This window comes from Echinimonas agarilytica, assembly GCF_023703465.1.
Lineage (GTDB): Bacteria > Pseudomonadota > Gammaproteobacteria > Enterobacterales > Neiellaceae > Echinimonas > Echinimonas agarilytica.
Genome location: NZ_JAMQGP010000002.1, coordinates 542,754 through 557,843 on the forward strand (window position 1 = coordinate 542,754; position 15,090 = coordinate 557,843).

17 protein-coding genes are annotated in these 15,090 nt (G+C 45.5%); 14 read left to right on the top strand and 3 right to left on the bottom strand.

Annotation, left to right across the window (positions count from 1 at the left end):
- Positions 1 to 155 precede the first annotated feature (155 nt).
- From aroA to pyrF, 7 genes are all read left to right on the top strand, one after another.
- The gene (gene aroA / locus NAF29_RS06655; RefSeq protein WP_251260697.1) at positions 156 to 1,436 is read left to right on the top strand and encodes a 3-phosphoshikimate 1-carboxyvinyltransferase; all 1,281 of its coding nucleotides are present in this window, start codon (positions 156 to 158) and stop codon (positions 1,434 to 1,436) included.
- Between the two features lie 305 nt (positions 1,437 to 1,741).
- Entirely contained in the window at positions 1,742 to 2,416 is a 675-nt protein-coding gene (cmk, locus tag NAF29_RS06660; RefSeq protein ID WP_251260921.1) for a (d)CMP kinase, read from the top strand.
- A 114-nt stretch (positions 2,417 to 2,530) separates the two neighbouring features.
- Positions 2,531 to 4,207 carry a 30S ribosomal protein S1 gene (rpsA, locus tag NAF29_RS06665; RefSeq protein ID WP_251260698.1) on the top strand — a complete coding sequence of 559 codons (1,677 nt, stop codon included), beginning with the start codon at positions 2,531 to 2,533 and terminating at the stop codon, positions 4,205 to 4,207.
- An 83-nt stretch (positions 4,208 to 4,290) separates the two neighbouring features.
- Entirely contained in the window at positions 4,291 to 4,575 is a 285-nt protein-coding gene (gene ihfB, locus NAF29_RS06670) for an integration host factor subunit beta (RefSeq protein WP_251260699.1), read from the top strand.
- A gap of 109 nt (positions 4,576 to 4,684) precedes the next feature.
- A complete protein-coding gene (locus NAF29_RS06675; protein WP_251260700.1) occupies positions 4,685 to 4,957 on the top strand; it encodes a LapA family protein in 273 nt (90 codons plus the stop codon).
- 2 nt (positions 4,958 to 4,959) lie between these two features.
- Positions 4,960 to 6,120 (top strand): lipopolysaccharide assembly protein LapB, encoded by a 1,161-nt coding sequence (gene lapB, locus NAF29_RS06680; RefSeq protein ID WP_251260701.1) that lies wholly within the window; start codon positions 4,960 to 4,962, stop codon positions 6,118 to 6,120.
- Positions 6,121 to 6,137: 17 nt separating this feature from the next.
- The gene (pyrF, locus tag NAF29_RS06685) at positions 6,138 to 6,839 is read left to right on the top strand and encodes an orotidine-5'-phosphate decarboxylase (RefSeq protein WP_251260702.1); all 702 of its coding nucleotides are present in this window, start codon (positions 6,138 to 6,140) and stop codon (positions 6,837 to 6,839) included.
- Positions 6,840 to 6,847: 8 nt separating this feature from the next.
- Here pyrF and rrtA read toward each other — a convergent pair whose 3' ends face one another.
- Positions 6,848 to 7,450: a rhombosortase gene (gene rrtA, locus NAF29_RS06690; RefSeq protein WP_251260703.1), complete on the bottom strand. Its 603-nt coding sequence runs from the start codon at positions 7,448 to 7,450 to the stop codon at positions 6,848 to 6,850.
- A gap of 23 nt (positions 7,451 to 7,473) precedes the next feature.
- Here rrtA and NAF29_RS06695 point away from each other — a divergent pair, with 23 nt between their 5' ends.
- The 4 genes from NAF29_RS06695 (at position 7,474) to NAF29_RS06710 (ending at position 10,847) form a co-directional block, all read left to right on the top strand.
- Positions 7,474 to 8,070 (top strand): tRNA-uridine aminocarboxypropyltransferase, encoded by a 597-nt coding sequence (locus tag NAF29_RS06695; protein WP_251260704.1) that lies wholly within the window; start codon positions 7,474 to 7,476, stop codon positions 8,068 to 8,070.
- A 95-nt stretch (positions 8,071 to 8,165) separates the two neighbouring features.
- Positions 8,166 to 8,390 carry a FeoA family protein gene (locus tag NAF29_RS06700; protein ID WP_251260705.1) on the top strand — a complete coding sequence of 75 codons (225 nt, stop codon included), beginning with the start codon at positions 8,166 to 8,168 and terminating at the stop codon, positions 8,388 to 8,390.
- Complete coding sequence (gene feoB / locus NAF29_RS06705) at positions 8,390 to 10,606, top strand: ferrous iron transport protein B (RefSeq protein WP_251260706.1); 2,217 nt, start codon at positions 8,390 to 8,392, stop codon at positions 10,604 to 10,606. Before NAF29_RS06700 ends, feoB begins: the two co-directional genes overlap by 1 nt.
- A complete protein-coding gene (locus tag NAF29_RS06710) occupies positions 10,596 to 10,847 on the top strand; it encodes a FeoC-like transcriptional regulator (RefSeq protein ID WP_251260707.1) in 252 nt (83 codons plus the stop codon). Before feoB ends, NAF29_RS06710 begins: the two co-directional genes overlap by 11 nt.
- Here NAF29_RS06710 and queC read toward each other — a convergent pair.
- On the bottom strand, positions 10,835 to 11,494 hold the full coding sequence (queC, locus tag NAF29_RS06715; protein ID WP_251260708.1) for a 7-cyano-7-deazaguanine synthase QueC: 660 nt from the start codon (positions 11,492 to 11,494) through the stop codon (positions 10,835 to 10,837). The two genes, NAF29_RS06710 and queC, sit on opposite strands and share 13 nt — an antisense overlap.
- Before the next feature lie 69 nt (positions 11,495 to 11,563).
- On the opposite strand from queC, the gene queE reads away from it, so the two are divergent.
- Both queE and can read left to right on the top strand, forming a co-directional pair.
- Positions 11,564 to 12,238 carry a 7-carboxy-7-deazaguanine synthase QueE gene (gene queE, locus NAF29_RS06720; RefSeq protein ID WP_251260709.1) on the top strand — a complete coding sequence of 225 codons (675 nt, stop codon included), beginning with the start codon at positions 11,564 to 11,566 and terminating at the stop codon, positions 12,236 to 12,238.
- Between the two features lie 75 nt (positions 12,239 to 12,313).
- Entirely contained in the window at positions 12,314 to 12,943 is a 630-nt protein-coding gene (gene can, locus NAF29_RS06725) for a carbonate dehydratase (protein WP_251260710.1), read from the top strand.
- On the opposite strand, the gene NAF29_RS06730 is transcribed toward can, so the two are convergent.
- The gene (locus NAF29_RS06730) at positions 12,940 to 13,944 is read right to left on the bottom strand and encodes a hydrolase (protein WP_251260711.1); all 1,005 of its coding nucleotides are present in this window, start codon (positions 13,942 to 13,944) and stop codon (positions 12,940 to 12,942) included. The two genes, can and NAF29_RS06730, sit on opposite strands and share 4 nt — an antisense overlap.
- A 298-nt stretch (positions 13,945 to 14,242) precedes the next feature.
- Here NAF29_RS06730 and NAF29_RS06735 point away from each other — a divergent pair, with 298 nt between their 5' ends.
- Positions 14,243 to 15,019 (top strand): sulfite exporter TauE/SafE family protein, encoded by a 777-nt coding sequence (locus NAF29_RS06735; RefSeq protein WP_251260712.1) that lies wholly within the window; start codon positions 14,243 to 14,245, stop codon positions 15,017 to 15,019.
- Positions 15,020 to 15,090 lie beyond the last annotated feature (71 nt).

Sequence of the window (15,090 nt, forward strand, 5' to 3'; positions counted from 1 at the left end):
AGTGTCCGCAGCATATTTCAACAGGTCATATAACAAGCGCTAAGCATTCACTATTTAACGTATTTGTTATAAGCTCTTGCTCCAAATTTTTGTTGGATGAGCCGAGTACTCGGCTTGTTCGAGTCACACTTTCCATACAGGGGCCCGTTCAGTTCATGGACTCTCTTACCTTAGATCCTATTTCTTCGATTCATGGCACGGTCAATCTACCGGGCTCTAAAAGTGTATCTAACCGAGCGTTACTATTGGCAGCTTTAGCTAAAGGCCAAACGCGTCTGACCAACCTGCTTGATAGTGATGACATTCGTCATATGCTCAACGCATTGACTCAACTTGGCGTTCAGTTCGAGTTGTCGAGCTGTAAAACTAAATGTGTCGTGCAAGGAAATGGTGGTGCATTCGCACCGACTGAAGCATTGGATTTATTTTTAGGCAATGCCGGTACGGCGATGCGCCCTTTGTGCGCTGCTTTAACTTTAGGTTCAGGCGAGATTCTTCTCGGTGGCGAACCACGTATGGAGGAACGCCCAATTTTACATTTGGTAGATGCACTCAAGGCTCTGGGGGCCGATGTGACGTATCTTAAAAATGAAGGATTTCCACCCGTTAAAATTATCGGAACAGGCTTAAATGGCGGCCATGTAAAAATTGACGGCTCTATCTCAAGTCAGTTCTTAACAGCATTGCTGATGGCAGCTCCGTTGGCCAAAGCCGATCTTGATATTGAGATCATTGGTGAACTCGTCTCCAAGCCATACATCGACATTACACTACATCTGATGGCGCAATTTGGGATTGAAGTCAGCCATGACGATTATCAGGTGTTTCATGTCAAAGGCGGCCAGTCTTATGAGGGGGCAGGGGATTTGTTAGTTGAAGGCGACGCGTCATCCGCTTCTTATTTTCTCGCTGCTGCAGCCATTAAAGGTGGTGAAATCAAAGTGACGGGTATTGGTCGCAAGTCGATTCAAGGCGATATTCAATTTGCCGATGCCATTGAGAAAATGGGGGCTGAAATTGAGTGGGGTGATGATTACATTATCTCCCGTCGTGGCGACCTTAAAGCCGTTGATATGGACTTCAATCATATTCCAGATGCGGCCATGACCATTGCTACTGCGGCTTTATTCGCGCAAGGCACGACTGTCATTCGCAACGTGTACAATTGGCGTGTAAAAGAAACCGATCGTCTATCAGCCATGGCGACCGAGTTACGCAAAGTAGGAGCAGAGGTGATCGAAGGTGAAGACTATATTCAGATCACTCCGCCACAAACACTTAAGCATGCGGCCATCGATACCTATGATGACCACCGCATGGCCATGTGCTTTTCACTGGTGGCATTGTCAGATACACCGGTCACCATTAACGATCCGGGCTGTACCTCTAAAACATTTCCAGATTATTTTGACCGATTCAAAGGTTTATCCAGTTAATCGGCTCATCAATTTATCTACTTTTAAAAGCAGCTTCGGCTGCTTTTTTACATTTAGGATTGTTTGATAGAGCGGTTGTGAATGCCAATACCATCGCTGCATCCATCCTACCCCCTCAGAACTGGAGCGAAGCCTTTACAGAAAGCGAATACTTCTGAATGCCTAGACGCCGCAAATTCATCAATCTGACATTGAGCTGGGAGCTTAAACCACTATAATGTGCCGCCATATGAACGGGTATCAATCGTCTCGTTCGGTATTTGCTCAAGGAGTAGCACGTGGCACCGTCTCAGAATTCAATTCCTATGATTGCGGTCGATGGACCGAGTGGCTCTGGTAAAGGAACGTTATCTAAAAGATTGGCGAAACGTTTTGGTTGGCAATTGCTCGATAGCGGTGCCATCTATCGCGTATTAGCATTAGCAGCGATTCATCACGAAATTGCATTGGACGATGAAGAGGCATTGGCCGCACTGGCTGCGCATCTTGATGTGGCATTTGAAGCCCGTGAAGACAGTGAAGTTGTGAGCGTAATGCTCGAAGGCGAAGATGTTAGCTCTAGCATTCGCACCGAAGAGTGTGGTGCTGCAGCGTCAAAAGTTGCGCCATTTCCAGCGGTCAGAGAAGCATTGCTTCGACGCCAGCGTGGTTTTAGAACATCTCCAGGGCTGGTTGCCGACGGCCGAGACATGGGAACCGTGGTTTTCCCTGACGCCCCTGTTAAAGTGTTCTTGACAGCAAGTGCTGAGGAACGGGCCCAACGCAGGGTTTCTCAGTTGCAAAATCACGGTCAGAGTGTTAATATCGCGCAAATTTTAGCCGACATCAAAGCTCGTGATGATCGGGATATGAACCGAAGTGTAGCGCCATTGCGGCCTGCAGAAGACGCTTTAGTTCTTGATTCCACTGAGTTGAGCTTGGATGAGGTTGAAGCGAAGGTTGTCGAATACGCACAATCTCGCTTATCGAACATTGTGTAGACGATAGGTCTACGAATGGGTACCGCAAGTAAGGATGCAAGCGGTAATTTATAAGCAGCCCCAGCTAGCCGGATGCTAGGTGGTACTTTTTTATTTGTAAAAGTTAAATTAAACATGACTGAATCATTTGCTGATCTCTTTGAACAAAGCTTACAAGAAATTGAAACTCGTCCTGGTTCTATCGTAAAAGGCGAAATCGTTGCTATTGAAAACGGTGTCGTACTTGTCGATGCAGGTCTTAAATCTGAAAGCGCAATCCCAGTAGAGCAATTCAAAAACGCTGAAGGCGAAATTGAAGTTAGCTTGGGCGACGTTGTTGACGTTGCACTTGACGCGATTGAAGATGGTTTCGGTGAAACTCAGCTTTCTCGTGAGAAAGCTAAACGTCACGAAGCTTGGATCGTTCTCGAAAAAGCTTACGAAGGCGCAGAAACTGTTATCGGTGTTATCAACGGTAAAGTTAAAGGCGGTTTCACTGTTGATGTAGGTACTATCCGTGCATTCTTGCCTGGTTCATTGGTTGACGTTCGCCCAGTTCGCGATACAACTCACCTTGAAGGCAAAGAGCTAGAGTTCAAAGTTATCAAGCTAGACAAGCGCCGTAACAACGTTGTTGTTTCACGTCGTTCTGTTATTGAATCTGAGACAAGCCAAGAGCGCGAAAGCCTCCTTGAAAATCTTCAAGAAGGTCAAGAAGTTAAAGGTATCGTCAAGAACCTTACTGAATACGGCGCATTCGTTGACTTGGGTGGCGTTGATGGCCTCCTTCATATCACTGACATGGCTTGGAAACGCGTTAAGCACCCAAGCGAAATCGTCAACGTTGGTGATGAAATCAATGTTAAAGTCCTCAAGTTTGACCGTGAGCGCACACGCGTATCATTAGGTCTTAAGCAATTGGGCGAAGATCCATGGGTCGCAATCGCAGCTCGTTACCCAGAGAGCACTCGTTTGACGGGTCGTGTAACAAACTTAACTGATTACGGTTGCTTCGTAGAAATCGAAGAAGGCGTTGAAGGTTTGGTTCACGTTTCTGAAATGGATTGGACTAACAAAAACATCCACCCTGCGAAAGTTGTTCAGTTGGGTGATAGTGTTGAAGTTATGGTTCTTGAAATTGACGAAGAGCGTCGTCGTATTTCATTGGGTCTTAAGCAATGTAAAGCTAACCCATGGGATGAGTTCGCTGTTAACTGTAATAAAGGCGACCAAGTATCTGGTAAGATCAAGTCTATCACTGACTTCGGTATCTTTATCGGCTTGGAAGGCGGCATTGACGGTTTGGTTCACTTGTCTGACATTTCTTGGAACGCAACGGGTGAAGAAGCCGTTCGTGAATACAAGAAAGGCGACGAAGTTACTGCAATCGTTCTTCAAGTTGACCCAGAGCGCGAGCGCATCAGCTTGGGCGTGAAGCAACTTGCTGAAGATCCTTTCAACAAATACCTGAACGATAACAAGAAAGGTGCTATTGTTAATGGTACTGTTGCTGCAGTAGACGCGAAAGGCGCGACTATTGAATTGGCTGACAGCGTTGAAGGTTATGTTCGCGTAGCTGATATCTCTCGTGACCGTATCGAAGATGCTTCTTTGGTATTGAACGAAGGTGATGCAGTTGAAGCTCGCTTAATGGGTGTTGACCGTAAAAACCGCCAAATCAATCTGTCTATCCGTGCTAAGGATGAAGCAGAAGAGAAAGCGGCTATGGATAAAGTCAACAGCGATTCAAGCTCTAGCGATGCAGGCTTCTCTAACGCCATGGCTGAAGCGTTCAAAAACGCTAAAGGCTAAGCCTAATGAGGGAGTTTCGGCTCCCTTATTGCAGTGACAACTCACCAATTGGCAATGTTTTAACAGGACGGCAACGGTAAACTATGACCAAATCTGAACTGATTGAACGCTTGGCCAGCAAGCAGTTGCAGCTGTCAGCGAAAGATGTAGAAGTGGCAATCAAAGAGCTCATTGAGCAAATGGCCGGTACCCTTGAATCCGGAGAACGGATCGAGATTCGTGGTTTTGGCAGTTTCTCTTTGCACTATCGTGCTCCGAGAGTCGGTCGTAATCCGAAAACTGGTGATTCAGTTGAGCTAGAGGGCAAATATGTTCCTCACTTTAAGCCTGGCAAAGAGTTACGTGAACGCGTGAACAATGTTGGCTAAAAGTCATTCACATTGAATTCGTAAAAATAAGAACGGCATGCTCAATAGGCGTGCCGTTTTTTTTTTGCGATAATAAAGCTTACAAATCTAAAAGAGCCCACGGTTTAATATGAAATTATTTATAACCTGTGTGATCATTATTCTATTTGTCGTATTGGGCTTAAGCTTTGGTGCTCAAAACGATACGCAAATAGAGGTCAATTATCTCATCGCGAAAGATACATTCTCTTTTCCTGCTGTAGTGGCATGTGTTTTAGTCGCTGGATTTCTTCTTGGCTGGTTAGCAACGGCTTCTGGTTACTTTTCTGCACGGATGAAACATGGACGATTGCTTCGAAAATACAAGAAGCTTCAAAAGCAACTTGATTCGGCTGAACAGTAATTATGATTGAGCTGTTGTTTCTGCTACTTCCAATTGCCGCTGCTTATGGTTGGTACATGGGGCGGCGCAGTGCAACTCAAAATCAGCGTGATCAGAAACAACAACTGTCTGAGCAATATGTTGCCGGACTGAATTATCTATTATCAGATCAAGCTGACAAAGCAGTTGATCTCTTCATCGACATGATCGAAGTCGATAATGACACCATCGATACACACATGGCGCTCGGCAGCTTGTTTCGTCGACGGGGTGAAGTTGATCGAGCCATCAAAATTCATCAAAACATCCTTGAGCGTAGCCAGATCAGTCAAGAGCAATACAATATTGCCGCACTTGAGCTTGCTCGTGATTTTACCGCTGCGGGTTTGCTCGATAGAGCAGAAGATCTTTATAAATCCATCGCGGGCACTAAGAGTCACGGCGAGCAGGCCACTCAAGAACTTGTTTCAATTTATCAGCAGTTGAAAGATTGGAAGCAAGCCATCTTCTATGCTGAACGCTTATCTATTGATGCGAATACAGCCAGAATAATTGCCCAGTTTTATTGTGAGCTGGCAGAAGAGTCGAAGGGAGTTGGCAGCGACGTTAAAGTTAAGTTTCTTAAAAAAGCGTTGAAGGTCGATGCCTGCTGCGTGCGAGCCAGTATTATGCTTGGCCAATTGCATTCGGAACAGGGGCATTGGCAGCAGGCAATTGAACATTTTCAGCATGTTGTTGAGCAAGATATTGAATTGGTCACTGAGGTGATAAAGCCATTATCAGAATGCTATCAACGCTTAGATATGGAAGGGCAATTTCAACACTTTTTGATTCATGCAGTCGAGAAGGGCGCAGGCGCATCTGCTGTCATTGTGTTGGCTGAACTATTGAAAAAACAAGGCTTAGAAAAAGATGCAGAAACGCTAGAGCTTGGCCAACTCCGACGGTTTCCGTCGCTGAAAGGTTTTTTCCATTATATGGAATACCATGTAGCGCGAATAGTAGAGCCAGAAGCTCGCAGCAGCTTAGCGACACTGCAAAAACTTGTTGGCCAACAATTATCCATTAAACCTAAGTACCGTTGCCAAAGCTGCGGTTTCTCGAGCAATATATTGCAATGGCAATGCCCTTCCTGTAAAAGCTGGGGCGAAACCAAACCCGTCCGTGGTTTAGACGGCGAATAATTCACAAGAGGACTCTCATGACAGACTCAAAAGTAATCGTAGCGTTGGATTATGACGACCAAGATCGAGCGCTAAATTTCGTCGATAGTATTGAACCTGGCAGTTGCCGGTTGAAAGTCGGCAAAGAGATGTTTACTTACTTTGGGCCGTCATTTGTTAGAAGTTTGGTTGAGCGTAAATTCGATGTATTTCTCGACTTAAAATTTCACGACATTCCAAATACTGTGGCGAAAGCCGTTGCCGCTTCTGCTGATCTCGGTGTGTGGATGGTCAATGTGCACGCAAGTGGTGGGCGCGGCATGATGGAAGCTGCAAAAAAGTCACTGGAATCTTATGGTGCCGATGCCCCCCAGCTTATTGCTGTGACCGTGCTGACGAGTATGAGCAGCGACGACCTCAGAGACATTGGCTGGAAAGTCGAACCGTTTGAGCAAGTTCGTCGCTTGGCGTCATTAACTCAAGAAGCAGGGCTCGACGGTGTGGTTTGCTCGGCGCGAGAAGCGCGCATGCTCAAAAGCCGTCTAGGTAAAGATTTTGTCTTAGTCACTCCGGGTATCCGCCCGATTGGCGCAGATGCAGGAGATCAACACCGTATTGTGACGCCGGAAAAAGCGGTTGAAGATGGTGCAGATTACTTAGTGATTGGGCGTCCGATTACTCAAGCTCAAGATCCTTTACAGGTGCTTCAACAGATTAATCAATCGTTAGCAAACATTTAGTAAATTTATCACTGCTCGGGCAATACGTGATTGTCTGAGCGTTTTACATACCCGACACATAGCGCAGTAATAAGCCCACCTAATGCCCCTCCAACGTGGGCTTGTACTGCTACAGTCGCATCAATTAGATGCGCTGACACAGCGCTTCCTCCGTTGAATAATTCCCAACCTATCTTGATACAAATTCCCACCAATAACGTACTCATAATTAATGGCGCTGAACGAAATTCTCGTATCGCTAAATAGACCATACACCCGTGTAGCGCTCCAGACAGACCTACAAGGCTGGTTAGGCTATCATTTAAGCATGCAAAGTAGGCCGTAGAGACTGCCCCCATAAGCAATGTGACTGCAACAATGCGCCAGCCTTTTAAACTTCCTTCATTGAACGCGCACAAAAAAACATAGGCGGCTAAGTTCATGATGAGGTGATACAAGTTTGTATGTAACAATGGCGCAGAGAGCAGCACCCATAATTGAGAGACTAATGGTCGATCGGATTGATACGCCAGAGCACTGTCAATACTTTGAGGCCAACACATCAGTAGAGTGGTTGAAACCAAAGGTATGAGCAAGATGGGGAGCCAATGCACCAAACGATGAATTACCATAGCGGCCTATTGAGTGAGTTTTTGTGAAATTGAATAAGCGTCTGAATTGCAGCCAATGTTTGCGCCCTCAAACATTGTGCCACTGTCATCTAATCGAGCGTATCTCAAGCGATCTTCCGATAGTGATACTACAGCACCCTGATGAACAAAATCATCCTTTTAATACTGCTCGCATCGTTCGTGATTCAATTATTCAGTCAACCTTACTCACGGGTACCCAATGGTCGTTGTCAGAAGGGGCTTTGTCTGAGGCAATGCCAAAACGCGCTTGGCCATTTTTGTTGTATACAGGTGAGCCTATTGTTTCGGTATCAGGGATTAAATCTGAAATAAATGAACACGGTGGAACGCCTGTCGCGATTATACTTGACGGCACTTGGCGCAACACCCGCGAAATATTACTGAGCTCTCCACAATTGCAGTCGGTGCCACGAGTCGCGCTCTTATTGCCTAAAACTAGCACATATGCCATTCGAAAGAGTAATGTCCAAGGTGGCTTGGCAACAATAGAAGCAGCTTATCATTTGCTGACTCAATGGCATGAAAATGAGCAATATCAAGGTTTATTAACGCCGTTCGAGTATATGGTTGCGCAGCAAAGGCAATTTGTTCCCAGTTAAGTCAGCCGTACCACACAAGTATTGGGGATTGGGACAATTTGTATTATGATTTGTAATTGATAACTATTATTATTTATATTAACTTTTGGTTTCCAATGACATTAGATCGATTAAAGCCCCATCAAAAAGCTCTTATAAGGGCGATTCAATGCAAGCAACCTGCACGCGGTAAACTGATGGATCTCGGCTTAGTGCCTGGCGCAGCCGTAACCTACGTGCGTTCGGCACCTTACGGTGCTGGATGCCAAATTGAAGTGAAGCGCACGCAATTGATGTTGCGTGATGATGTTGCAAAAGAAATAGAGGTTCAACTCGCATAATGAAGTCTCCACGTATTGCTCTTGTAGGCAATCCTAATGCGGGTAAAACCACATTATTTAATGGTCTAACTGGCCTCAGTCAACGAGTGGGAAATTTTCCCGGTATTACGGTTGAGAAAAAATCAGGCAAGATGATGCAAGGCGAATATGAAGCCGAAATTGTCGATTTGCCAGGCGTATATTCCCTTATTCCACAACAACAAAGTTCAGCGGATGAGCGTGTCACACTGCGCTACCTGATAGAAAATCCGCCCGATTTGCTGATTAACGTACTAGACGCCACATGCATTGAACGCCACTTTTATCTCACAACGCAACTTGCAGAGTTAAATTTGCCATTTATTGTGGTGATTACGCGGGCTGATGTAGCCGCTAAGCAAGGCATTGAAATCGACATAGAAGCGCTGTCGGCCCGAGCTGGCGCGCCTGTTGTAGAGCTGAACGCAACGTCGCCTAACACCTATTTGCAAAAGATTGTCGCTTCACTTCAGATCGCTACAACTTCTAATTGTTTTCCAACATATGCGAGTGATATTGAGCAATGGCTGGAGTCGCAAACTGCATCGTCACGTCTGTCACGGCTTATCAACTTAATCGATCAACATTATCGAGGCGATGCGCCGGTTGCTGGAGATGTGGAGTTAGATATTGCTAGTCGTCGTTATGATTTGTGCAATGAAGTGTGCCAGGAGGTGCTAACTGACCCCACTGAACAAGCCGAGTTAGTCACCGCGAAAATTGACCGAGTGGTATTGAATCCCTGGTTCGCAATGCCTATTTTTCTCACCGCCATGTACCTCATGTTTATGTTCACGATTCATGTGGGCGGCGCTTTTATCGACTTTTTTGATATCGCTGTGGGCGCGGTTGTGGTGGATGGCTTTGGTTTGCTGCTTGAATCGATTGGGAGCCCTGCAATTGTCACGGCATTGCTTGCCGACGGCGTTGGGGCAGGTATTCAAACGGTCAGTACCTTTATTCCAATTATTGGTTGCTTGTACTTATTCCTAACGGTACTTGAGCAGTCCGGTTATTTAGCACGTGCGGCAGTAGTCGTGGATCGGTTAATGCACCGGTTGGGTCTGCCGGGACAAGCTTTTGTTCCCATGATCATGGGCTTTGGATGTTCCGTACCAGCTGTAATGGCAACAAGAACACTCAAGAATGAGTCAGAACGTGTTATTACCAGTGCTATGTCTCACTTTATGTCGTGTGGCGCGCGTCTGCCGGTTTACGCTTTATTTGCCGCGGCTTTCTTTCCGTCTACTGGACAGAATATAGTATTCCTGTTGTATATCATCGGCATTTTAATGGCAGTATTGACAGGCTTGGTATTACGTCACTCCTTGTTACTCGGAAGTAGTTCAAGTTTCGTGCTAGAACTGCCACATTATGAACGCCCTAAGCTCAAGGCTGTACTACTTAAAACTTGGCAAAAGCTCAAAGGCTTCGTGCTGGGGGCCGGAAAGATCATCGTGATCATGGTGACATGTATTGGCCTGCTCAATTCGTTGGGAACTGACGGTTCGTTAGGTAACCAAGACACCGAAAAATCATTATTGAGCCAAGTGAGCAAAACCATTACCCCAGTGTTTCATCCTATGGGGATTACGGATGACAATTGGCAAGCTACAGTGGGCATTTTCACCGGCGTATTTGCCAAGGAAGTTGTGGTTGGCACGCTGAATAACCTCTATCAAACAGAGTCGTCGGAAGACGAAGAGTTTTCATTGATGGGTCGCTTCGATGAAGCATTGAGTAGCGTTGCCGATAACTTTGTAGCGATTGGTGAAGCTTTGGCAGATCCTCTGGGTATCGACATTGGTAATGTAGCAGATCAAGATGAAGCATCAGAAGCGCAAGAGGTCAGCAAGTCGACTTTTGTTGAGATGCAAAAACGATTCGATGGCGCCATCGGCGCATTTGCTTATTTGCTATTTGTACTGATGTACATTCCATGTGCTAGTGCTACGGGTACCATTGCACGTGAATTAGGCACGCGTTGGGCTACATTTATAGGTGTGTGGACCACAGCGTTGGCGTACTGCTTTGCAACTGGTTTTTATCAAGTGGCGACTTGGTATGTTGGACGCGGTGGTTCATTGACTATTGGTGTTGTTTCTTTGTTAGTACCACTTGCTATCTTTTTAGCATTGCGAGTGACTTGGGTTCAACAACGTTTATTATCACGAAATGAGACATCTTATGCTCCCTAAGATAGAAACATTGGTGCAGCAAAAGGGGCCCATGACGCTGACCATGATTGCGCGGGAAATGAAATCCAGTGAGCAGGCCATAGAAGGTATGCTCCGTTTACTGGTAATGCGGGGGCGACTTAAAAAGTCGTCTCAAGGCGCCTGTGATGGTGGGTGTTGTGCTACTCATAGTGGCGTTGATTTATACCAATGGCAGGGCGAAGAAGCCCTGCCACTCAATGTGTTTCATCAAGCTTCGTAATCAATTGGATCGCTCACACCATTTTCTCTAAAAGCTTCTAGGCGTTCTACACATGCACCGCACTTACCACACGCTTTTTCTCGGCCGTTGTAGCAAGTCCAAGTGGTGGCGTAGTCAAGTCCCATGTTTAACCCGTCTGTTAATATCTCGATTTTAGAGCTATTTAAATACGGGGTCACGATGGAGACTGGCTCATAGTTGGCTAGTAAAGACACCTCATTCATCTTGTGTACAAACTCGGGACGGCAATCGGGATAAATTGCATGGTCACCATTGTGCGCGCCGTAGTGAACTGCGTTTGCTTTGATCGAAACTGCATACGCAATTGCAAGCGATAAAAGCACCATATTCCGGTTTGGAACCACTGTGGATTTCATGCTTTCTTCTTCGTAATGGCCTTCCGGGATATCAATGTCATCGGTTAGCGAGCTTCCCCCAAGCAATGCATTAATTTCTCGAATATCAATCACCTTGTGCTGAACTCCAAGTTGCTCGCAGACGTTGCGTGCGACTTCAATTTCTTTCACATGGCGTTGGCCATAGTTAAATGTGAGTGCGTAAACCTCATTGCCATCCCGAATGGCGCGGTTTAAAACGGTGAAAGAATCCATTCCACCTGAATAAATGACGACGACTTTGTTACCCATAATCTTGCCTGACCTGCTAGGATCCCGTATAAGACGGGCATTCTACCTAAATCTGAGGTAAACGGCAGCATGAAGTATCCAGTGAACGAGGTTTTCCAAACGATTCAAGGCGAGGGAGTGCATTCTGGCGTGCCTTCTTTGTTTGTGCGCCTGCAAGGTTGCCCTGTGGGTTGTTCATGGTGCGATACCAAGCACACATGGGATGTGCTCAAAGAAGATGAAGTGGACACCCATGTCATTATTTCCAAACGGTTGGACTCTCCACAATACACTCAATTGACAGGCTCTGAGCTTATCGCTTTGTTTCAAAAACAAAATTTCAAGGCAAGCCATGTGGTGATCACCGGTGGTGAACCCTGTATGTATGATCTGTCTGAATTAACCGATACCCTGATTGAAGCAGGTTATTCAATTCAGATTGAAACCAGCGGTACATATGAAGTTTTAGTCAACGATCGGGTGTGGGTGACTGTTTCGCCAAAAGTTGCCATGAAAGGCGGTATGGAAGTGCTTCGAGCAGCTATGCAACGCGCCGATGAAATTAAACACCCGGTTGCACGCGAGTCCGACATTGAGAATTTAGATGCGCTATTGGCTGAGTCTGAACTTGATGCGTCGGATGTATTTATTTGTTTGCAGCCCATCAGCCAAAAAGCGAGAGCGACCAAGCTCTGCATGGACACTTGTATTGAGCGAAACTGGCGATTATCGGTTCAAACTCATAAATATTTGGGGATAGCTTAGCTGACCTCTTACAAATACAGTGACAGTTCTTTCGCTTTGAATATAATGATCTGAATCAATAAAGAGGGGTTGTAAATGCCAGTAATCACGCAGCTTTTTAAGCAAAATCAGGAATGGGCCAAAACAAAAGTTGATGCGGAGCCTGATTTCTTCTCGAAATTGTCAGAGCAGCAGCGCCCAGAGTACCTTTGGATTGGCTGTTCAGATTCAAGGGTTCCTGCTAATCAGATCGTTGGATTACTACCCGGTGAAGTCTTTGTTCACCGTAACATTGCCAATGTGGTTGTTCATACCGACTTGAATTGCTTATCGGTGATTCAATATGCGGTTGAAGTGTTGAGAGTCAAACACATCATGGTGGTTGGGCATTATGGTTGCGGCGGCGTAAAAGCAGCGATGCATAACCAACCTCTTGGCTTAATCGATAATTGGTTACGCAATATCAAAGATGTGTATCGTATGCATCAACAGCGTATTGAACGTATTGAAGACGAGCAAAAACGCTTTGATGTGTTGTGTGAATTGAATGTCCGAGAGCAGGTAGCGAACGTATGCCACACGACGATTGTTCAACGCGCATGGCGTGACGGTCAAGAACTCACGGTTCATGGCTGGTGCTACGGACTGGAAGACGGCATTATCAATGACTTGAAGGTCTCTGTTTCAGGTTTGGATAATATTGCAGATCTGTACACTATGGATTAAGACGTTATAACGTCACAGAGCTGCGATTCAATCCAGTTCGGAACCGTGTGTTCTAGCCAGTAATAGGGTCGCCACGGCGACCCTTTAATAAATCCCACATGCCCACCGTAATCCTGCAATGAATATTCTATGCTTGCAGAGAGTTCCGACTTTAACGGAATTACATGTTCGTTCATGAAAGGATCGTCTTTGGCGTGAATAATTAAGCACGGTTTATGGATCGCCTTTAAAAATTGCTTTGCGCTGCTTTGTGTATAGTAGTCGTGTACATCATCAAAGCCATGCAATGGCGCGGTAATCGTATTGTCGAATTGCCAAAAGCTTTTCAATTTCAATATGTCGTTTGGGCTGGGCGGAGTAAACGTTTGCCATTCCACGCGTTTTAACTTATCGATGAGCTTTTGCTGCATCGAATCAATGAGGTGACTCTGATAAATCGATGCCGAGAACGTATTCATTTGAGCTGCACAGGCTGCTAAATCCAGTGGGGCAGAGACAATTGCTGCTGAACTTAAATGACATTGCTCACCCATTTCCCCTAAGTATTTCGCCAGCACATTACCGCCTAAACTATAGCCGATTGCGCTAATTGACTGAGTAGGGTGTTGGGCTCGAATAACCTCAATGACATGCGATAAGTCACTGGTTTCGCCAGAGTGGTATGCGCGCTCTTTTAAGTTTTGTGCAGATCCGCAGCCTCGAAATTCTAATACCATTGGTGTGAATTGATGTCGAATGAGTGCTTGAAACATGCCTTGAATGTAATCCGATTGTGCGGAGCCTTCCAAGCCATGCAAAAGAACCACAATACCTTTTGATTCAATAGGAAGGTTGTTGGCAATGCATAAATTAAGTTGTTCGCCATCGGAGCTAGGAATATGCCATGTTTTGAGCGAAACCAATTGCTTGCGAGGAAACAATCGAGACCAAATCGTTTGCAAGTGCCGATTACGCACCCAAATACTTGGATTAAAACGGGAAATGGGCATGTGATCTGACATGAAGGCCTTAGACGTTGAACAAGCAGTGAGATATTAGCAATTAGAGCATCATACCTGACACTGTTTACAGTTCACAGATAACACAAGCGTAAAGCTTTGTTCTTTATTTCATAGCGATACAATTGGTATGGTGCAGAATCTGTCGATCACGAATATTCCTACCTGATGGTTAAAACTGGTTAATTGAGTAATTGAATTGAAGCAAGCCCCATCTCCCCTGAGTTATAAAGCTATTGGATTATCTGTATTTATATTCATATGGATATTGGTTGTCTATGGCCTGCACACTGTTGAGCTTTTGCAATATTATTCATTTTCACTACTGGGTTTAGTGGGGGCTATTTTTGCCAACACCACAGGAGCGGGTGGGGGCGTTGTATTTATTCCAATGTTTCACCAGTTGGGTTTTTCTGAACAAGAGTCAGTTGCAACAAGCTTCGCTATACAAAGTTTTGGCATGACGGCAGGCGCAGTGACTTGGTTTCTCAACTATCGCAACCTTAAGGCAGAGCAGCTGAGTTGGCGGCCTTTGCCATCCGTGGTGTTACTCGCCTCTGTATGCTCAGTGATCGGGTTGAGCTTTAGTTATCAATCGAGTATTGGCGCTCCTGTCGCAATGCATCATGTGTTTAGTGCCTTTTCAGTCTTTTTAGGAATAGCGACCCTCTATATAACCTTGGTTGGAAAACCGCCGCAAGAGCATCAAAGTCATGCATATGTTGATTATGTTGCATTTGCTGTGATTGGCCTTGTAGGAGGGGTGATCACAGCATGGCTATCGGTTGGTGTGGGCGAATTGTTAGCGGTATACCTAATTCTGAGAGGCTATAAAGTGACCCTTGCCATTGCTGCTGCTGTGATTGTGTCTGCAATCACCGTTTGGAGCGGTCTTTATCATCATATATGGGAGCAGCCTCATGTAGTTTGGCCGGTGGTATTATTTGCTGGCCCTGCTGCCGTGTTAGGTGGCATTGCCGCTAAAACCATTGTGGGACTATTTCACGTTCGTACAGTCAAACTGTTTTTTGGTGGCTACGTTCTTATATCTGGTGTTTTTATTGCACTCTTGTCCTGATTCTAGGGGCACACCTATACACTTCTTAGTTTTATTTTCCTTTCAGTCTGCTGACATAGTCTTTTATGAGA